The organism is Shigella sp. FC1544 (assembly GCF_001722145.1).
Classification (GTDB): Bacteria; Pseudomonadota; Gammaproteobacteria; order Enterobacterales; family Enterobacteriaceae; genus Escherichia; species Escherichia coli.
Genome location: NZ_MECT01000332.1, coordinates 1 through 19,112 on the forward strand (window position 1 = coordinate 1; position 19,112 = coordinate 19,112).

At 50.4% G+C, this 19,112-nt stretch carries 15 protein-coding genes and 3 pseudogenes; 12 read left to right on the forward strand and 6 right to left on the reverse strand.

What is annotated here, in order from left to right:
* Window positions 1-130: pseudogene (locus BGK49_RS27465) on the forward strand (IS6 family transposase); the annotation flags it as partial.
* 53 nt (window positions 131-183) lie between these two features.
* Here BGK49_RS27465 and fruK read toward each other — a convergent pair.
* Both fruK and fruB read right to left on the reverse strand, forming a co-directional pair.
* Window positions 184-849, reverse strand: a pseudogene (gene fruK / locus BGK49_RS15385) (1-phosphofructokinase); the annotation flags it as partial.
* A complete protein-coding gene (gene fruB, locus BGK49_RS15390) occupies window positions 849-1,979 on the reverse strand; it encodes a fused PTS fructose transporter subunit IIA/HPr protein (protein WP_000487242.1) in 1,131 nt (376 codons plus the stop codon). The gene fruB and the pseudogene fruK, both read right to left, overlap by 1 nt.
* Before the next feature lie 367 nt (window positions 1,980-2,346).
* Here fruB and setB point away from each other — a divergent pair, with 367 nt between their 5' ends.
* A complete protein-coding gene (gene setB, locus BGK49_RS15395; protein ID WP_000551973.1) occupies window positions 2,347-3,528 on the forward strand; it encodes a sugar efflux transporter SetB in 1,182 nt (393 codons plus the stop codon).
* On the opposite strand, the gene BGK49_RS15400 is transcribed toward setB, so the two are convergent.
* On the reverse strand, window positions 3,525-3,779 hold the full coding sequence (locus BGK49_RS15400; protein WP_024257979.1) for a YkgJ family cysteine cluster protein: 255 nt from the start codon (window positions 3,777-3,779) through the stop codon (window positions 3,525-3,527). The two genes, setB and BGK49_RS15400, sit on opposite strands and share 4 nt — an antisense overlap.
* Before the next feature lie 154 nt (window positions 3,780-3,933).
* Here BGK49_RS15400 and yeiP point away from each other — a divergent pair, with 154 nt between their 5' ends.
* The 10 genes from yeiP to yejF all read left to right on the forward strand — a co-directional run bounded on the left by yeiP (window position 3,934) and on the right by yejF (window position 16,373).
* The gene (yeiP, locus tag BGK49_RS15405) at window positions 3,934-4,506 is read left to right on the forward strand and encodes an elongation factor P-like protein YeiP (protein ID WP_001136827.1); all 573 of its coding nucleotides are present in this window, start codon (window positions 3,934-3,936) and stop codon (window positions 4,504-4,506) included.
* A 222-nt stretch (window positions 4,507-4,728) separates the two neighbouring features.
* Window positions 4,729-6,195, forward strand: a complete 1,467-nt coding sequence (locus BGK49_RS15410; protein WP_000848216.1) for a mannitol dehydrogenase family protein — start codon at window positions 4,729-4,731, stop codon at window positions 6,193-6,195.
* Window positions 6,196-6,312: 117 nt separating this feature from the next.
* Window positions 6,313-7,299: a zinc-binding GTPase YeiR gene (gene yeiR / locus BGK49_RS15415; RefSeq protein WP_000198795.1), complete on the forward strand. Its 987-nt coding sequence runs from the start codon at window positions 6,313-6,315 to the stop codon at window positions 7,297-7,299.
* A gap of 38 nt (window positions 7,300-7,337) precedes the next feature.
* The gene (gene lpxT / locus BGK49_RS15420; protein ID WP_005028654.1) at window positions 7,338-8,051 is read left to right on the forward strand and encodes a Kdo(2)-lipid A phosphotransferase; all 714 of its coding nucleotides are present in this window, start codon (window positions 7,338-7,340) and stop codon (window positions 8,049-8,051) included.
* A 411-nt stretch (window positions 8,052-8,462) separates the two neighbouring features.
* Window positions 8,463-9,029: a bifunctional murein DD-endopeptidase/murein LD-carboxypeptidase gene (mepS, locus tag BGK49_RS15425; protein ID WP_000241011.1), complete on the forward strand. Its 567-nt coding sequence runs from the start codon at window positions 8,463-8,465 to the stop codon at window positions 9,027-9,029.
* A 180-nt stretch (window positions 9,030-9,209) separates the two neighbouring features.
* Complete coding sequence (locus tag BGK49_RS15430) at window positions 9,210-10,766, forward strand: cyclic di-GMP phosphodiesterase (RefSeq protein WP_046891754.1); 1,557 nt, start codon at window positions 9,210-9,212, stop codon at window positions 10,764-10,766.
* An 81-nt stretch (window positions 10,767-10,847) separates the two neighbouring features.
* Window positions 10,848-12,662 (forward strand): extracellular solute-binding protein, encoded by a 1,815-nt coding sequence (locus BGK49_RS15435; protein WP_005040591.1) that lies wholly within the window; start codon window positions 10,848-10,850, stop codon window positions 12,660-12,662.
* Window positions 12,663-13,757, forward strand: coding sequence for a microcin C ABC transporter permease YejB (locus tag BGK49_RS15440; protein ID WP_000501594.1), 1,095 nt, complete (start codon window positions 12,663-12,665; stop codon window positions 13,755-13,757).
* Complete coding sequence (locus BGK49_RS15445; RefSeq protein WP_000088912.1) at window positions 13,757-14,782, forward strand: ABC transporter permease; 1,026 nt, start codon at window positions 13,757-13,759, stop codon at window positions 14,780-14,782. Before BGK49_RS15440 ends, BGK49_RS15445 begins: the two co-directional genes overlap by 1 nt.
* Before the next feature lies 1 nt (window position 14,783).
* Window positions 14,784-16,373: a microcin C ABC transporter ATP-binding protein YejF gene (gene yejF, locus BGK49_RS15450; protein ID WP_000194882.1), complete on the forward strand. Its 1,590-nt coding sequence runs from the start codon at window positions 14,784-14,786 to the stop codon at window positions 16,371-16,373.
* A gap of 3 nt (window positions 16,374-16,376) precedes the next feature.
* Here the strand turns inward: yejF and BGK49_RS15455 are convergent, their stop codons facing one another.
* From BGK49_RS15455 to rsuA, 3 genes and pseudogenes are all read right to left on the reverse strand, one after another.
* On the reverse strand, window positions 16,377-16,721 hold the full coding sequence (locus BGK49_RS15455; protein WP_000202790.1) for a YejG family protein: 345 nt from the start codon (window positions 16,719-16,721) through the stop codon (window positions 16,377-16,379).
* Between the two features lie 332 nt (window positions 16,722-17,053).
* Window positions 17,054-18,244: pseudogene (gene bcr, locus BGK49_RS15465) on the reverse strand (multidrug efflux MFS transporter Bcr).
* 27 nt (window positions 18,245-18,271) lie between these two features.
* Window positions 18,272-18,967: a 16S rRNA pseudouridine(516) synthase RsuA gene (gene rsuA, locus BGK49_RS15470; RefSeq protein ID WP_001234850.1), complete on the reverse strand. Its 696-nt coding sequence runs from the start codon at window positions 18,965-18,967 to the stop codon at window positions 18,272-18,274.
* Window positions 18,968-19,112: the final 145 nt, after the last annotated feature.

The following is a 19,112-nucleotide window of genomic DNA, read 5'->3' on the forward strand; positions in this document are numbered from 1 at the left end:
GAAGACGGCTTACGCCACCATCAAAGGTATTGAGGTGATGCGTGCACTACGCAAAGGCCAGGCCTCAGCATTTTATTATGGTGATCCCCTGGGCGAAATGCGCCTGGTAAGCAGAGTTTTTGAAATGTAAGGCCTTTGAATAAGACAAAAGGCTGCCTCATCGCTAACTTTGCAACAGTGCCAAATAACAACATGCGCAATACCTTGTTCACGTAGCGCATGTGCAGCTTCAATCACATCTTTCATTTCAGGCAGTTTACGGCCTGCCCAGATTTCCAACTCGCGGCGGTTAGGTTTCACCAGCCACGGTGCCGCTTTCAAACCTGCTACTAACGCTTCACGGCTACTATCAAAGATAATGCAAGGACACTGACTACGCAGGCGAGTCATCCAGTCGGTGAACGCTTCCGGGCTGACGCCTGACGGTAAGCTTCCGCTGACACAGACCATATCGAACTGACCGAGCCAGCTCAGAGAATCAGTCACAAAGCGTTCCCAGTCGGCGGGGGTGACTTCAAAACCCGAGAAGTTGAAGTCGGTCACTTCGCCGTCTTTTTCCGTCAGCTTAACGTTAATTCGGGTGCGCCCCTGTACAACCTGGAAACGGTTGGCAATGCCCAGCTCGCTGAACAGTTGCTGAAAACCATCCTGATTGTCTTTACCCAGGAAGCCGCCAACGGTGACATCAATTCCCAGGTCTTTTAATACTTTGGCCACGTTGATGCCTTTACCCGCCGCATGCAGACCGGTGGTTTTCACCAGGTTCACTTCGCCGCGTTCAATTTCCGGGCAGAAACCAACAAGGTCATAAGCCGGATTAAGGGTGATCGTAGCAACACGTCTGCTCATTATGCGCCCTCCCCAAGACCAGCAGCGATAGCGTCGCCAATGGCTTTCAGCGCCTGTTCAGCATCTGCACCCTGGGCGGTAAAGCGTAGGCGATGACCTTTCTTAACGCCAAGTGCCACAACTTTCATCAGACTACGTCCGTTTGCCGGTTTGCCGGTGCCATCAAGGTTTGTCACGGTAATATCACTGTTAAATTGTTTAATGGTATTGACCAGCATGGTACCTGGACGAGCATGCAGGCCGTGTTCATTGCGCACCACAAACTCCGCGCTTAACACGTCGTCGGTCGGCGCATCATCGCTGGTCAGCAGCGCCAGCAACGTTGCCGCATCTGCTTTCAGCAAGCGGTCAGCTTTATTGTCGAGCAATAAATCAGCGAGACGCTTAAGAACCGCGATGGGCTGATCGTCATTCATCGCCACACTCACCAGCATGGCTGCCGTTTCGCCGTCCACAGCAAAAGCATTTGCCGCACGGCTTACCGCAATCGCGCTACGCAGATTGCCTTCGGCGCTATCGCTCAGCCAGATACCCTGTCCGAGATTCAGCGGTTGTTCATTGATGGCTTTGGTGACGAAAGTGGCGTCAACTGCCCCCGCCTCTTTCAGACGCGCAGCGTTCAGCGCCTGAAGAGTCAGCAGATCGCTGGCGACGATATCCAGCGTCAGCATTTCGTTGTCGAGCTTCAGCTGCTCACTCTGCTTTTCGCCCATCAGTAATGCGCGAAGTTCTTCTGCTGTTGTTGCTGACTTCAGTTGTTCAGCAACGGAATCATCGCTCAGTACGTGGGTCAGCTGGCGTAGCAGGCCCAGATGTTCATCCGAGCTGGCAGCAATACCGATTGCCACGTACGCTACCTGACCGTCACCCCAGGTGACGCCTTCCGGGAACTGAAATACCTGAACGCCGGTTTTCAGCACCTGATCGCGGGTGTCGGTAGTGCCGTGTGGAATAGCAATACCATTGCCGAGGAACGTTGAGGTTTGCTGTTCGCGCGCCAGCATGCCATTGACGTAGCCTTCTGCTACATTACCGGCCTGCACCAGCGCCGCAGCGACCTGGCGAATCGCCTCTTCTTTGTCTCCGGCCTTTTCGCCCGGATGGATGTCCTGTACGGATAACTGGAACATAGTTCTCCTCTCTTGCTGAATTGAAACGATTCGGCCTCTATGAGAAAAAAAGCGCCAACCTGGCTTAGGGTTAAAGACAAGATCGCGCTGAAACGTTTCAAGAAAGCATAATACTTCTGTTTCAGCACGCAAGGAAAGCCGTAAAGTTATGAGCAAAAGTTTGATGTGCTGCACATTTTTTTGTCATTTTTCCTAATTGCTGATGGGAAAATCCGTTATCAGCAATTTCATTTCAGCAGCGTCAGCAGCCAATCAGCAACAGTGAAATGGCATTTTGATTATTCGTGGCGCTTTTGATTTCGCTGTCTGTTTATTTTCTGACAAGCAGCGTAAACTCCGCGTCTTCCTCTTCCAGTGATAGACCTGCATGCATAACTCCCCCGCAGTCTCCAGCGCGAAATCGTTTGACCTGACCTCGACGGCGTTTTTAATCGTTGCCTTTCTCACCGGTATTGCGGGTGCTCTGCAAACCCCGACACTCAGTATTTTCCTTACCGATGAAGTACATGCCCGTCCGGCGATGGTGGGATTCTTCTTTACCGGCAGCGCTGTCATTGGGATTCTGGTAAGTCAGTTTCTCGCTGGGCGCTCTGATAAGCGCGGCGATCGCAAATCGCTGATTGTCTTTTGCTGCCTGTTAGGCGTGCTGGCCTGCACCCTTTTTGCCTGGAATCGCAACTACTTTGTTTTGCTATTCGTTGGCGTCTTTCTTAGCAGCTTTGGCTCGACCGCTAACCCGCAAATGTTTGCCCTTGCCCGTGAACATGCCGACAAAACCGGACGTGAGGCGGTGATGTTCAGCTCTTTTTTACGCGCTCAGGTTTCACTGGCATGGGTCATTGGCCCACCGCTGGCTTATGCGTTAGCGATGGGTTTCAGCTTTACGGTAATGTATCTGAGCGCAGCGGTAGCGTTTATTGTTTGCGGCGTGATGGTGTGGCTGTTTTTACCGTCGATGCAAAAAGAGCTTCCGCTGGCGACCGGCACGGTTGAAGCGCCGCGCCGTAACCGTCGCGATACGCTACTGCTGTTTGTCATTTGTACATTGATGTGGGGCTCGAACAGCCTGTACATCATCAACATGCCGCTATTTATTATCAACGAACTGCATCTTCCCGAGAAACTGGCCGGTGTGATGATGGGGACCGCCGCCGGGCTGGAAATCCCGACGATGTTGATTGCCGGATATTTCGCCAAACGTCTGGGTAAGCGTTTCTTAATGCGCGTTGCTGCCGTGGGTGGCGTCTGTTTTTACGCAGGAATGCTGATGGCGCATTCACCTGCCATTCTGTTGGGCTTGCAGCTGCTAAATGCTATTTTTATTGGCATTCTGGGCGGCATCGGGATGCTCTATTTTCAGGATTTGATGCCCGGTCAGGCAGGTTCAGCCACCACGCTCTATACCAACACGTCGCGCGTGGGCTGGATCATCGCAGGATCAGTGGCGGGCATCGTCGCCGAGATCTGGAATTATCACGCTGTGTTCTGGTTTGCGATGGTGATGATTATCGCCACTCTGTTTTGCTTACTGCGGATTAAAGATGTTTAAGACGCGGTCAGCATTTCCAGATCGATAAGCCAGGTCATGGCCTGCTGACGCGAGTTACCGCACATTTCAGCGCTGGCTTGTAAGCCTGCACAGACTTTCGGTCGCAGTGGCGAGGTGAAAATTTTACAGCGTTGCTGTTCATCAAGCTGAATGCAGGGCGTATTGGCGGGCTTGCCATCTGGCATACCGGGAATAGGGCTGAAAATTGAAGGGGCAGTGCAACACGCCCCGCAACCCGGACGGCATTCCATACGTTGTTCTCTTAAGGTTAACCACCGGATTGATGAGCGCGCACAGTACCACCTTTTTTGCACCAGCAAAAGTGCGAATACCACTTGCCCGAAAGGCCCGTCGCTAGTACTTTGTCGCGATATTTTTGACATTTTCGACTACAGGAATTTTTCGATGCCAAGAGCGAACGAAATTAAAAAAGGTATGGTACTGAATTACAACGGCAAACTGCTGCTGGTTAAGGATATTGATATTCAGTCGCCCACTGCCCGCGGTGCCGCTACGCTGTACAAAATGCGTTTTTCTGATGTCCGTACCGGGCTGAAAGTAGAAGAGCGTTTCAAAGGTGATGATATCGTTGACACCGTGACGCTGACCCGCCGTTACGTTGACTTCTCCTATGTCGATGGCAACGAATATGTCTTTATGGATAAAGAAGACTATACCCCGTATACCTTCACCAAAGATCAGATTGAAGAAGAGTTGCTGTTTATGCCAGAGGGCGGCATGCCGGACATGCAGGTGCTGACCTGGGACGGTCAACTGCTGGCGCTTGAGCTGCCGCAGACCGTTGATCTGGAAATCGTTGAAACCGCACCAGGCATCAAAGGGGCATCTGCCAGCGCCCGTAACAAACCGGCGACATTGAGCACTGGTCTGGTGATTCAGGTACCAGAATACTTAAGCCCGGGCGAAAAAATTCGTATCCATATCGAAGAACGCCGTTATATGGGGCGTGCTGACTAACTTCAGCCGCATGCAGAAAAGGGATAGCTCAGGCTGTCCCTTTTTTAATTTATTATACCAATCTTCTATTTTGCGCTTCCTGAACACCTTACGCCCTCAATTTTCACTCGTTGATTGATCGCCCTCACACTTCATCGCATTAACAATCCAGACCAATTTCAATTGCTGTCATATAACTTTACACTGTCATTGTTAATTTATCGTTACTAAGACGTGACTCCTATGAAGACAATTGCCTCCGTTACGCTCCCGCATCATGTACACGCTCCACGCTACGATCGCCAGCAGTTGCAATCACGTATCGTTCATTTTGGCTTTGGCGCCTTTCACCGCGCTCATCAGGCGTTACTGACCGATCGTGTGCTGAATGCCCAGGGCGGCGACTGGGGGATCTGTGAAATCAGCTTGTTCAGCGGTGATCAACTGATGAGCCAGCTCCGCGCACAGAACCATTTATATACCGTGCTGGAGAAAGGTGCGGACGGCAATCAGGTGATAATTGTCGGTGCCGTTCACGAATGCCTTAATGCAAAACTGGATTCCTTAGCGGCAATTATTGAGAAATTTTGCGAGCCACAGGTGGCAATTGTTTCCCTGACGATTACCGAAAAAGGCTATTGTATTGACCCGGCCACCGGTGCACTCGACACCAGTAATCCGCGGATTATTCACGATCTACAAACCCCTGAAGAACCTCACTCCGCACCGGGTATTCTCGTCGAAGCACTGAAACGCCGCCGTGAGCGCGGCCTTACACCGTTTACCGTGCTCTCCTGCGACAATATTCCCGACAATGGCCATGTGGTGAAAAACGCGGTGCTGGGAATGGCAGAAAAACGTTCGCCAGAACTCGCCGGGTGGATAAAAGAACACGTCAGTTTTCCGGGAACCATGGTCGACCGCATTGTTCCGGCTGCAACCGACGAATCACTGGCAGAAATCAGCCAGCATCTGGGGGTAAATGATCCCTGCGCGATTAGCTGCGAACCGTTTATCCAGTGGGTGGTGGAAGATAACTTCGTCGCTGGGCGTCCTGCCTGGGAAGTCGCAGGTGTACAAATGGTGAATGATGTCCTGCCATGGGAAGAGATGAAACTGCGTATGCTTAATGGCAGCCACTCTTTTCTCGCTTATCTGGGTTACCTTTCAGGATTCGCCCATATCAGTGATTGCATGCAGGATCGCGCATTTCGCCATGCCGCCAGAACATTAATGCTGAATGAGCAAGCGCCGACACTACAAATTAAAGATGTCGATTTAACACAATATGCGGACAAGTTAATTGCACGTTTTGCTAATCCGGCGCTGAAACATAAGACCTGGCAAATCGCAATGGATGGTAGCCAGAAATTACCGCAACGTATGCTGGCAGGTATTCGCATACATCTGGGGCGCGAAACGGACTGGTCGTTGCTGGCATTAGGCGTTGCTGGCTGGATGCGTTACGTCAGCGGCGTTGATGATGCCGGAAATGCCATTGATGTTCGCGATCCGCTTAGCGATAAAATTCGCGAACTTGTTGCAGGCAGCAGCAGTGAACAACGCGTAACCGCCCTGCTTTCCCTGCGTGAAGTTTTCGGTGATGATCTGCCAGATAACCCGCATTTTGTGCAGGCCATCGAACAAGCCTGGCAACAAATCGTACAATTCGGCGCACATCAGGCGCTATTAAACACCCTCAAAATTTAACGATTTCTGCGGTTAAAGCGGATGAAGCTCACCTTCGTCCGCTCTCCCCTTCTCTTTTCTGCCTTTTTTAGCCAGGATTAACGCTCAGTTAACTTACCAGAGTATTGCGGAGCCGTTGTGACCAGGACCAACCTCATCACCGGTTTTCTCGGCAGCGGGAAAACCACGTCGATTCTTCATCTGTTAGCCCATAAAGATCCCAACGAAAAATGGGCGGTACTGGTTAATGAATTTGGGGAAGTCGGAATTGATGGTGCTTTGCTCGCCGATAGCGGCGCATTGCTGAAAGAGATCCCCGGCGGCTGCATGTGCTGCGTTAATGGTTTACCCATGCAGGTAGGGTTGAATACCTTACTGCGTCAGGGAAAACCAGACCGCTTGTTGATAGAGCCGACCGGGCTGGGCCATCCGAAACAGATCCTCGATCTGTTAACCGCACCAGTCTATGAACCGTGGATAGATCTGCGCGCCACCTTGTGCATTCTCGATCCACGCTTGCTGCTGGACGAAAAAAGCGCCAGCAATGAAAACTTCCGTGACCAGCTGGCTGCCGCAGACATCATTGTCGCCAATAAATCCGACCATGCGACGCCCGAAAGTGAGCAAGCGCTACAGCGTTGGTGGCAGCAAAATGGTGGCGATCGACAATTAATTCACAGTGAGCATGGGAAAGTTGACGGTCATCTTCTGGATTTGCCGCGTCGCAATTTAGCCGAGTTGCCCGCCAGCGCCGCGCATTCTCATCAGCATGTCGTGAAAAAAGGGTTAGCAGCGTTAAGCCTGCCAGAGCATCAACGCTGGCGTCGCAGTCTGAACAGCGGGCAAGGATATCAGGCCTGCGGCTGGATATTCGACGCTGATACGGTATTCGACACCATTGGCATTCTGGAATGGGCGCGACTTGCACCGGTGGAACGCGTCAAAGGCGTGCTGCGTATTCCCGAAGGGCTGGTACGAATCAACCGTCAGGGCGATGACCTGCACATTGAAACGCAAAACGTTGCGCCACCGGACAGCCGTATTGAGCTGATTTCCAGCAGCGAAGCTGACTGGAATGCCTTGCAGAGCGCGCTGTTGAAGCTTCGTTTAGCGACTACCGCGTAAGGTTGCCTGCGTTTTTCAGTAAGATAATTAGAGAATATATGATTAAAAATTTGCCGCAAATAGTGTTGTTGAATATTGTCGGCCTCGCGCTGTTTCTTTCCTGGTATATTCCCGTTAATCATGGATTATGGTTGCCGATTGATGCGGATATTTTTTATTTCTTTAATCAGAAACTGGTCGAAAGTAAGGCCTTTTTATGGCTGGTTGCATTGACCAACAATCGCGCTTTCGACGGTTGTTCTCTGCTGGCGATGGGAATGTTGATGCTGAGTTTCTGGCTGAAAGAAAACGCCCCAGGCAGACGACGTATCGTGATTATTGGTCTGGTAATGCTATTAACTGCAGTGGTATTAAACCAGCTGGGTCAGGCATTAATTCCTGTAAAACGGGCCAGCCCAACATTGACGTTTACTAATATTAACCGCGTCAGCGAACTGCTCTCTGTCCCCACGAAAGATGCCTCACGAGATAGCTTTCCCGGCGATCACGGCATGATGCTGCTTATTTTTTCGGCATTCATGTGGCGTTATTTCGGTAAAGTTGCAGGTCTTATCGCCCTTATTATTTTTGTGTTTTTTGCGTTTCCCAGAGTAATGATTGGCGCACACTGGTTTACTGACATCATTGTCGGTTCGATGACCGTGATATTGATCGGTTTGCCCTGGGTGTTGCTGACGCCATTAAGTGATCGATTAATCACCTTTTTTGACAAATCACTACCGGGAAAAAACAAACATTTCCAAAACAAATAACTCACAGTAATTAACATCATCAGGTTTATTTTTATAGTGAGGATAATCCTGATGATGCGCACCGTGCTTTCATCTATCGAACGCAAAAATCATTCTCTAAGTAAATGAATGGATTGAATGCGTTTCACTCAATCGTACTTTAATTGACCAACCCCGCTTATTAACTTTCTGTATCACTTTTTCTTATAAAAAATCATGTAAAACCGCTCGCCAAGACCGCACCAATCGGGTAATCTCGAACTCGTTTTGCCTCGGCGGTAGATTATCCTCACAGCATATAATTTTGTGCGTTAGTCCACAGATTTGGCCTTAAGGAATTGTTTCAACATGCCCAGGTAATTAGTCTCGTGTCGCTTGGCATTTTTTTATAACGATATTTGTCGTTAAGGACTTCAAGGGAAAACAAACAACATGGTCAAATCTCAACCGATTTTGAGATATATCTTGCGCGGGATTCCCGCGATTGCAGTAGCGGTTCTGCTTTCTGCATGTAGTGCAAATAACACCGCAAAGAATATGCATCCTGAGACACGTGCAGTGGGTAGTGAAACATCATCACTGCAAGCTTCTCAGGATGAATTTGAAAACCTGGTTCGTAATGTCGACGTAAAATCGCGAATTATGGATCAGTATGCTGACTGGAAAGGCGTACGTTATCGTCTGGGCGGCAGCACTAAAAAAGGTATCGATTGTTCTGGTTTCGTACAGCGTACATTCCGTGAGCAATTTGGCTTAGAACTTCCGCGTTCGACTTACGAACAGCAGGAAATGGGTAAATCTGTTTCCCGCAGTAATTTGCGTACGGGTGATTTAGTTCTGTTCCGTGCCGGTTCAACGGGACGCCATGTCGGTATTTATATCGGCAACAATCAGTTTGTCCATGCTTCCACCAGCAGTGGTGTTATTATTTCCAGCATGAATGAACCGTACTGGAAGAAGCGTTACAACGAAGCACGCCGAGTTCTCAGCCGCAGCTAATAAACCGTTTGGATGCAATCCCTTGGCTATCCTGACGAGTTAACTGAAAGCACTGCTTAGGCAGTGCTTTTTTGTTTTCATTCATCAGAGAAAATGATGTTTCCGCGTCTTGATCCAGGCTATAGTCCGGTCATTGTTATCTTTTAAATGTTGTCGTAATTTCAGGAAATTAACGGAATCATGTTCATACGCGCTCCCAATTCTGGACGTAAGCTCCTGCTTACCTGCATTGTAGCAGGCGTGATGATTGCGATACTGGTTAGCTGCCTTCAGTTTTTAGTGGCCTGGCATAAGCACGAAGTCAAATACGACACACTGATTATCGACGTACAAAAGTATCTCGATACCTATTTTGCCGACCTGAAATCCACTACTGACCGGCTTCAGCCGCTGACCTTAGATACCTGCCAGCAGGCTAACCCCGAACTGACCGCTCGCGCGGCGTTTAGCATGAATGTCCGTACGTTTGTGCTGGTGAAAGATAAAAAAACATTCTGTTCATCTGCGACTGGTGAGATGGACATTCCACTCAATGAATTGATTCCGGCGCTCGACATTAATAAAAACGTCGATATGGCGATCTTACCCGGCACGCCGATGGTGCCGAACAAACCCGCAATCGTCATCTGGTATCGCAACCCTTTGCTGAAAAATAGCGGTGTGTTTGCCGCTCTGAATCTCAACCTGACGCCTTCTCTCTTTTATAGTTCACGGCAGGAAGATTACGATGGCGTCGCCCTCATTATTGGCAATACTGCGCTATCTACCTTTTCTTCACGTTTGATGAACGTTAATGAATTAACCGACATGCCGGTCCGTGAAACTAAAATTGCGGGCATTCCTCTGACCGTTCGGCTTTATGCGGATGACTGGACATGGAACGATGTGTGGTACGCATTTTTACTGGGCGGCATGAGTGGAACTGTCGTTGGCCTGCTCTGCTATTACCTGATGAGCGTACGTATGCGCCCCGGCAGAGAAATCATGACCGCCATCAAGCGCGAACAATTTTACGTGGCGTATCAACCGGTGGTGGATACACAAGCTTTGCGAGTAACGGGCCTGGAAGTACTGCTACGCTGGCGGCATCCTGTCGCGGGAGAAATTCCCCCGGATGCCTTCATTAACTTTGCCGAATCGCAAAAGATGATTGTGCCGCTGACTCAGCACCTGTTTGAGTTAATTGCCCGCGATGCCGCAGAATTAGAAAAAGTGCTGCCAGTAGGCATCAAATTTGGTATTAACATTGCGCCGGACCATCTGCACAGCGAAAGCTTTAAAGCAGATATCCAGAAACTGCTCACTTCCCTGCCCGCACACCATTTCCAGATTGTGCTGGAAATTACCGAGCGCGATATGCTGAAAGAGCAAGAAGCCACACAACTCTTCGCCTGGCTGCACTCGGTCGGCGTAGAAATTGCTATTGATGACTTCGGCACCGGGCACAGCGCGCTTATCTATCTTGAGCGTTTTACGCTCGATTATCTGAAAATTGACCGTGGATTTATCAACGCCATCGGTACGGAAACGATCACTTCACCCGTACTTGACGCGGTGCTGACGCTGGCGAAACGCCTCAATATGCTGACGGTTGCTGAAGGGGTCGAAACGCCGGAACAGGCGCGATGGCTAAGCGAACGCGGCGTTAATTTCATGCAAGGCTACTGGATTAGTCGCCCGTTACCGCTGGACGATTTTGTTCGCTGGCTGAAGAAACCGTATACGCCGCAGTGGTAAGGTGTGCTTACGTCCCTTATTATTCATAGTGAAAGCATGCCGGATTGCGGCTAATGATGAGTAAAAGGAAATCCGTTGCAGATGATTGTGCGCATACTGCTGCTGTTTATCGCCCTGTTCACCTTCGGTGCGCAGGCGCAGGCTATCAAGGAAAGCTATGCCTTTGCCGTGCTGGGCGAACCCCGGTACGCATTTAATTTCAACCATTTTGATTATGTGAACCCCGCCGCGCCAAAAGGTGGGCAGATAACGTTGTCAGCCCTCGGTACCTTCGATAATTTCAACCGCTATGCACTGCGCGGTAACCCGGGCGCACGCACCGAGCAGTTGTACGACACGCTATTTACGACTTCCGATGACGAACCAGGCAGTTATTACCCGCTGATTGCTGAAAGTGCACGCTATGCTGACGATTATTCCTGGGTGGAGGTCGCTATTAATCCGCGCGCCCGTTTTCATGATGGTTCGCCCATTACTGCCCGCGATGTAGAGTTTACTTTTCAAAAATTTATGACCGAAGGCGTGCCGCAATTTCGTCTGGTCTACAACGGCACCACCGTCAAAGCCATTGCACCGTTAACCGTGCGCATTGAGTTAGCTAAACCCGGCAAAGAAGATATGCTGAGTCTGTTTTCGCTGCCGGTATTTCCAGAAAAGTACTGGAAGGATCACAAACTTAGCGACCCGCTCGCCACGCCTCCGCTTGCCAGTGGTCCGTACCGCGTTACGTCCTGGAAAATGGGGCAAAATATTGTCTATTCCCGTGTGAAAGATTACTGGGCAGCAAACTTACCGGTAAACCGTGGACGCTGGAATTTCGACACCATTCGCTACGATTATTACCTCGATGATAATGTCGCCTTTGAAGCGTTTAAAGCAGGTGCCTTTGATTTGCGTATGGAAAACGACGCTAAAAACTGGGCCACGCGTTATACTGGTAAAAATTTCGATAAAAAATACATCATCAAAGATGAGCAAAAGAACGAATCAGCCCAGGATACGCGCTGGCTGGCGTTTAATATCCAACGTCCGGTATTCAGCGATCGCCGGGTCCGGGAAGCAATCACTCTCGCCTTTGACTTTGAATGGATGAACAAGGCGTTGTTTTACAACGCCTGGAGTCGCACGAACAGTTATTTTCAGAATACCGAATACGCGGCCAGAAATTACCCCGACGCCGCGGAGCTGGTGCTTCTGGCACCAATGAAAAAAGATCTACCGCCAGAAGTCTTCACACAAATCTACCAGCCGCCGGTATCTAAAGGCGATGGCTACGATCGTGACAACCTGTTAAAAGCCGACACACTTCTCAACGAAGCGGGCTGGGTGCTGAAGGGTCAGCAACGCGTTAATGCCACAACGGGTCAGCCACTCAGCTTTGAATTATTGCTTCCCGCAAGCAGCAATAGTCAGTGGGTATTGCCGTTCCAGCACAGCCTGCAACGGCTGGGTATCAACATGGACATTCGCAAGGTGGATAACTCGCAAATCACCAACCGCATGCGCAGTCGCGACTATGACATGATGCCGCGCCTATGGCGGGCGATGCCGTGGCCCAGTTCCGATTTACAGATTTCCTGGTCATCGGAATATATCAATTCCACTTATAATGCCCCCGGCGTGCAAAGCCCGGTTATCGACTCACTGATCAACCAAATTATTGCCGCGCAGGGAAATAAAGAAAAATTATTGCCGTTGGGGCGAGCACTGGATCGCGTATTAACGTGGAATTATTACATGCTGCCAATGTGGTACATGGCGGAAGACCGTCTCGCCTGGTGGGATAAATTCTCCCAACCCGCTGTACGCCCTGTTTACAGCCTGGGTATCGATACCTGGTGGTATGACGTTAATAAAGCGGCCAAACTGCCGTCAGCCAGGCAACAGGGAGAGTAGATGGGCGCTTACCTGATTCGCCGTCTGTTGCTGGTGATCCCAACATTATGGGCGATTATCACCATCAACTTTTTCATCGTGCAAATTGCGCCTGGCGGTCCGGTCGACCAGGCCATCGCCGCCATTGAGTTTGGTAATGCCGGAGTATTACCCGGCGCAGGCGGTGAAGGTGTTCGTGCCAGCCATGCGCAAACGGGTGTCGGCAATATCAGCGACAGTAATTACCGTGGCGGACGCGGATTAGATCCAGAAGTGATCGCTGAGATCACTCATCGCTACGGTTTTGATAAGCCGATCCACGAACGTTACTTCAAAATGCTCTGGGACTACATCCGCTTTGATTTTGGTGATAGCCTGTTTCGCAGCGCCTCGGTGCTGACGCTGATTAAAGACAGTCTGCCGGTTTCCATCACCCTCGGATTGTGGAGCACGCTGATTATCTATCTGGTGTCGATTCCGTTAGGCATTCGCAAAGCTGTTCATAATGGGAGCCGCTTTGACGTCTGGAGTAGCGCATTTATCATTATCGGCTACGCCATTCCGGCCTTTTTGTTTGCCATCCTGCTGATTGTCTTCTTCGCGGGCGGCAGCTATTTCGACCTGTTCCCTCTACGCGGCCTGGTTTCCGCTAACTTTGATTCGCTGCCGTGGTATCAGAAAATCACCGATTATCTGTGGCATATCACGCTGCCGGTGCTGGCGACGGTGATTGGTGGCTTTGCGGCGCTGACCATACTGACAAAAAACTCATTCCTTGATGAAGTGCGCAAGCAATACGTGGTGACCGCGCGTGCGAAAGGGGTAAGTGAAAAAAATATTCTCTGGAAACATGTGTTCCGCAACGCCATGCTGCTGGTGATTGCCGGTTTTCCGGCGACGTTTATCAGCATGTTTTTTACCGGCTCGCTGCTGATTGAGGTGATGTTTTCACTCAATGGTCTGGGCTTACTGGGCTACGAAGCGACCGTCTCGCGCGATTATCCTGTAATGTTTGGTACCTTGTATATTTTCACCCTGATTGGCCTGCTGCTGAATATTGTCAGTGATATCAGCTATACGCTGGTTGATCCGCGTATTGATTTTGAGGGACGTTAATGTCGCGACTCAGCCCCGTCAATCAGGCCCGTTGGGCGCGTTTTCGTCATAACCGTCGCGGCTACTGGTCGTTATGGATTTTCCTCGTCTTGTTTGGTTTGAGTTTGTGTTCTGAGCTTATCGCCAACGATAAACCGTTGCTGGTACGTTATGACGGCAGTTGGTATTTCCCGTTGTTGAAAAACTACAGCGAAAGCGATTTTGGCGGCCCGCTGGCAAGTCAGGCTGATTATCAGGACCCGTGGCTGAAACAACGGCTGGAAAATAACGGCTGGGTACTGTGGGCACCGATTCGCTTTGGTGCTACCAGTATCAACTTTGCTACCGATAAGCCCTTCCCTTCTCCACCCTCCCGGCAAAACTGGCTGGGAACGGATGCCAACGGCGGCGATGTGCTGGCACGCATTCTCTATGGCACGCGGATCTCGGTTCTGTTTGGCCTGATGCTGACTCTCTGTTCCAGCGTGATGGGCGTGCTGGCGGGGGCGCTACAAGGCTATTACGGCGGTAAAGTCGATCTCTGGGGACAACGCTTTATTGAAGTATGGTCGGGGATGCCGACGCTGTTTTTGATTATTTTACTTTCCAGCGTCGTACAGCCTAACTTCTGGTGGCTGCTGGCAATTACTGTCTTGTTTGGCTGGATGAGTCTGGTCGGCGTGGTGCGGGCGGAGTTTTTACGTACTCGTAATTTCGACTACATTCGTGCGGCGCAGGCGCTTGGCGTCAGCGATCGCAATATCATCCTGCGTCATATGTTGCCTAATGCCATGGTCGCGACCCTCACCTTTTTACCGTTTATTTTATGTAGTTCGATCACCACCCTGACCTCACTCGATTTCCTCGGCTTCGGTCTGCCGCTCGGTTCACCGTCACTCGGTGAACTGCTGTTACAAGGGAAAAATAACCTTCAGGCTCCGTGGCTTGGGATCACCGCCTTCTTGTCGGTGGCGATATTATTGTCTTTGCTGATCTTTATTGGTGAAGCCGTCCGCGACGCATTTGATCCTAATAAGGCGGTGTAGCATGACGCAAACTCTGTTAGCGATTGAAGATTTGTCGGTGGGTTTTCGCCATCAGCAAACCGTACGTACAGTAGTCAATGATGTTTCACTACAGATTGAGGCTGGCGAAACGCTGGCGCTGGTGGGTGAGTCAGGTTCAGGCAAAAGCGTTACCGCGCTGTCAATTTTACGCCTGCTCCCTTCCCCGCCGGTTGAATATCTCTCCGGCGATATTCGTTTTCGTGGCGAATCGCTGCTTCATGCCAGCGATCAAACGTTGCGCGGTGTACGCGGTAATAAGATCGCCATGATTTTTCAAGAGCCGATGGTGTCGTTAAATCCATTGCATACCCTAGAAAAACAGCTTTATGAAGTGCTTTCACTCCACCGCGGGATGCGTCGGGAAGCGGCTCGAGGCGAAATTCTTAACTGCCTTGATCGCGTTGGTATCCGCCAGGCGACAAAACGGCTGACAGATTATCCGCATCAGCTCTCCGGCGGCGAACGCCAGCGGGTGATGATTGCGATGGCGCTGTTAACGCGACCGGAATTATTAATTGCCGATGAACCGACCACCGCACTGGACGTCTCTGTCCAGGCGCAGATTTTACAGCTGTTGCGCGAACTGCAAGGCGAGCTGAATATGGGCATGCTGTTTATTACTCATAACCTCAGCATTGTCAGAAAACTGGCCCACCGCGTGGCGGTAATGCAAAACGGTCGCTGTGTCGAGCAAAATTACGCCGCTACGCTATTTGCCTCACCCACTCATCCTTACACACAAAAGCTACTCAACAGTGAACCGTCAGGCGATCCAGTGCCGTTGCCAGAACCTGCCTCAACGTTGCTGGATGTTGAACAGCTTCAGGTTGCCTTCCCCATTCGCAAAGGGATTTTGAAGCGCATTGTGGATCATAATGTGGTGGTGAAAAACATCAGTTTTACGCTACGAGCGGGTGAAACACTGGGTTTAGTGGGCGAGTCCGGTTCCGGGAAAAGTACGACGGGACTGGCGCTGCTGCGACTGATTAATTCTCAGGGCAGCATCATCTTTGACGGTCAGCCACTGCAAAATTTAAATCGCCGCCAGCTGTTACCTATTCGTCATCGCATTCAGGTGGTATTTCAGGATCCAAACTCCTCGCTCAACCCACGACTCAACGTTTTGCAGATTATTGAGGAAGGCTTACGGGTTCACCAGCCGACGCTTTCTGCCGCACAACGCGAACAACAAGTGATAGCCGTGATGCATGAAGTGGGATTAGATCCTGAAACACGCCACCGTTATCCGGCGGAGTTCTCTGGTGGTCAGCGACAACGTATTGCAATTGCCAGGGCATTAATTCTTAAGCCCTCGCTGATCATACTTGATGAACCGACATCATCACTCGACAAAACGGTACAGGCGCAAATATTGACGCTATTGAAATCATTGCAACAAAAGCAGCAACTGGCCTATTTGTTTATCAGCCACGATTTGCACGTTGTCCGCGCGTTATGTCATCAGGTTATCGTACTGCGACAAGGGGAAGTAGTGGAACAAGGACCGTGCGCGCGCGTGTTTGCCGCACCGCAGCAGGAGTATACGCGTCAGCTACTGGCGTTGAGCTGACGCTTAAAAAGGATTGTAGTTTGAAAAGGGTTCGGCAATTGCCACACCAAAATTTTTCAATCGGCATGTTGCAGCAAACTCGTCCTGGCGATTTACAAACAGGCACGGCTCACCTTCACACTCCAGCACCGAACACGGAACTTCGATGTCGTTTAACGCCTGGCTTAGTTTGTACATCACCGACCATGCATTATCACCATCCGGGCTAAGCAATTTAAGCGCCACCAGGCTGTTGTCACCGCACGGTCCATTTTGCGGAATCGGTTCAACCTTCGAACCTGCGAAACCAGCAGACCAGCGAAAGTTCTGCGGTAGACGATGGACGATTGAGAGTTGTAATGAAGTCACTTATTTTCCCCGGAAGCACATTTACTTCACAATTTGTTTACATCAATTTTAACACATCATCAACAATCCGTCTTTATACAGATCGTAAAGATTGATGCCTCGCCTGCGTGGCCTCTATGGCTCTGATTTAAGTAATATCTGCGGGCGTGGTCACGTTTGCGGGGCTATATGTACCCGTTTCTGCGATCTAACTCAACCTTTTTAACTACAATGATGTGACTTTTTACATAAATTGATTTTACATAAAATAAACATATATCGGGGGAATGATAGATTTGTGGTTGACATGCATCAACAAAGGAAGCCTTTTAGCTTCCTCGTTGTGCAATAGATCACCGTTTTTTCGGTCGACTGGCGTACAGACAGAAGAGAATGGAGCTGCTTGCGCAGAATGCAATTGACCAAATCATCGGCCATGCAGAGTTAAAGGTCGCAAGAGAAAGCAATGCGACAACAATTGCCCCTATGCCAAAACGGAAGGTTCCTGCCAGCGAAGATGCCGTTCCCGCCATATGGGGAAACTCATCAAGAATGACCGCCATCGCATTGGATGACACCATCGACACACAGCCCACAAACGCCGCAACGCCAACCACCAGCGATCAGAATCCCAGCCCCAGCAGCGCACTGATGACCATCCACGCTGCCATAATAAATTGTATCCACAACCCCGAGCGGAACATATTTAACGCGCCAATGCGGCGAACGAAGCGGCTGTTAAAGATGGTCATCACGAACAGGAAAACAATGTTTAGTGCAAAGTAATAACCAAAGTTTTCTGGCGCGACGTGGTTAATTTCAATGTAGACAAACGGTCCGGCGCTCAGGAACGAGAACATTCCGGCAAAGCTGAAACCGCTGGCCAGCATATAACTCAGGACACGCTTATGACGGAACAGCGCCGCAAAGTTACCAATAGTAGTACGAATGTGAAAAGGCTGGCGACGCTCCGGTGGTAAGGTTTCTTTGATCAGAAAGAAGATCATTGCCGAAGCCAGAATCGCCGCCACGGCGAGGATCCAGAAGATGTAATGCCAGCTCAGCCACACCAGCACCCAGCCGCCAACTATCGGTGCCATCAGCGGTGCAATGGTCGTCACCAGCATGACAAACGACATCATCCGCGAGAACTCTTCTTTCGGGTAGATATCACGCATCAAAGCGTTGATAACCATGCTGGCCGCAGCCGCAGCCAGCCCGTGGAAAAAACGCATCACAATCAGCTGATCGATGGTTTGTGCCAACGCACACGCCACCGCGGCGGCGGCAAACACCAGCGTACCGCCGAGCACCACCGGCTTACGCCCGAAGCTGTCTACCATCGGCCCGTAGATTAACTGCCCCAACACAAAGCCCAGAATATAAGTACTGAGGGTCATCTGCGTACTGCCCGCCGGTACGCCAAACTGCGCTGAAATTACCGGTAGCGCGGGCAGATACATATCAATCGACAGCGGCATCAACATGGCCAGCAGGCCAAGGATAAAAACAATAGCAAACGACGAATGCTGTCGGGTGGTCACAACGGGCTCCTGAAAGTCATTGAAAAGTTAGACGACGCTGGCAATTTCTTCTTCAGTTAACGGACGATATTCACCGGGGGCTAAATCAGCATCCAGCGTAATACCGCCAATACGTTCACGATGCAGCTCAACCACGTGGTTACCCACGGCGGCGAACATGCGTTTCACCTGATGATAACGCCCTTCGCTGATGGTCAGACGAACCTGCGTTGGGGTAATCACTTCCAGCACCGCAGGCTTAGTGAGATCTTTTTCGTTATGCAGCTGCACGCCTTTAGCAAATTGCTCTGCCGTATCGTCAGCTACAGGTGATTCCAGTGTCACCAGATAGGTCTTCTCGCAATGATGGCGCGGAGAAGTAATGCGGTGCGACCACTGACCATCATCAGTCATCAGCACCAGACCGGTGGTATCGATATCCAGACGTCCTGCGGCGTGCAGTTTCCAGGCTACCGGTTCATCCAGAAAATAGAGCACCGTTGGGTGATCAGGGTCGTCCGTGGAGCAAACATAGCCCTGAGGCTTATTGAGCATGAAGTAACGTGGACCATGTTGCTGCGCCAGCGGGTTGCCATCGTAAGCGACATCATGTTCAGGAAGCAGTTTGAACGCTGCATTACGAACAATTTCGCCATCGACGGTGACACGATTGCCGCGGATTTCACGCCCGGCAATAGCACGGCTAACGCCGAGTTGCTGTGCGATAAATTTATCAAGTCGCATGTGTGTGATTTTGCCTGTAAAAACGGAGGTCGGGCATTGACCCGAAAATCTGAACTGTTGTCTGCCCAGTATAGCGGTCTAATAACATCCCTCAAGGGAAAAAGATCCATGGCATACTATTAGCAGAATAATCTACCTACGCGAG

Bases quoted from the DNA above. Each gene is read 5' to 3' on its own strand.
- setB (WP_000551973.1), top strand. From the start codon at position 2,347: ATGCATAACTCCCCCGCAGTCTCCAGCGCGAAATCGTTTGACCTGACC.
- lpxT (WP_005028654.1), top strand. From the start codon at position 7,338: ATGATTAAAAATTTGCCGCAAATAGTGTTGTTGAATATTGTCGGCCTC.
- BGK49_RS15430 (WP_046891754.1), top strand. From the start codon at position 9,210: ATGTTCATACGCGCTCCCAATTCTGGACGTAAGCTCCTGCTTACCTGC.
- fruB (WP_000487242.1), bottom strand. From the start codon at position 1,979: ATGTTCCAGTTATCCGTACAGGACATCCATCCGGGCGAAAAGGCCGGA.
- BGK49_RS15400 (WP_024257979.1), bottom strand. From the start codon at position 3,779: ATGGAATGCCGTCCGGGTTGCGGGGCGTGTTGCACTGCCCCTTCAATT.
- BGK49_RS15445 (WP_000088912.1), top strand. From the start codon at position 13,757: ATGTCGCGACTCAGCCCCGTCAATCAGGCCCGTTGGGCGCGTTTTCGT.
- yeiP (WP_001136827.1), top strand. From the start codon at position 3,934: ATGCCAAGAGCGAACGAAATTAAAAAAGGTATGGTACTGAATTACAAC.
- rsuA (WP_001234850.1), bottom strand. From the start codon at position 18,967: ATGCGACTTGATAAATTTATCGCACAGCAACTCGGCGTTAGCCGTGCT.
- BGK49_RS15435 (WP_005040591.1), top strand. From the start codon at position 10,848: ATGATTGTGCGCATACTGCTGCTGTTTATCGCCCTGTTCACCTTCGGT.
- BGK49_RS15410 (WP_000848216.1), top strand. From the start codon at position 4,729: ATGAAGACAATTGCCTCCGTTACGCTCCCGCATCATGTACACGCTCCA.
- BGK49_RS15440 (WP_000501594.1), top strand. From the start codon at position 12,663: ATGGGCGCTTACCTGATTCGCCGTCTGTTGCTGGTGATCCCAACATTA.
- mepS (WP_000241011.1), top strand. From the start codon at position 8,463: ATGGTCAAATCTCAACCGATTTTGAGATATATCTTGCGCGGGATTCCC.
- yejF (WP_000194882.1), top strand. From the start codon at position 14,784: ATGACGCAAACTCTGTTAGCGATTGAAGATTTGTCGGTGGGTTTTCGC.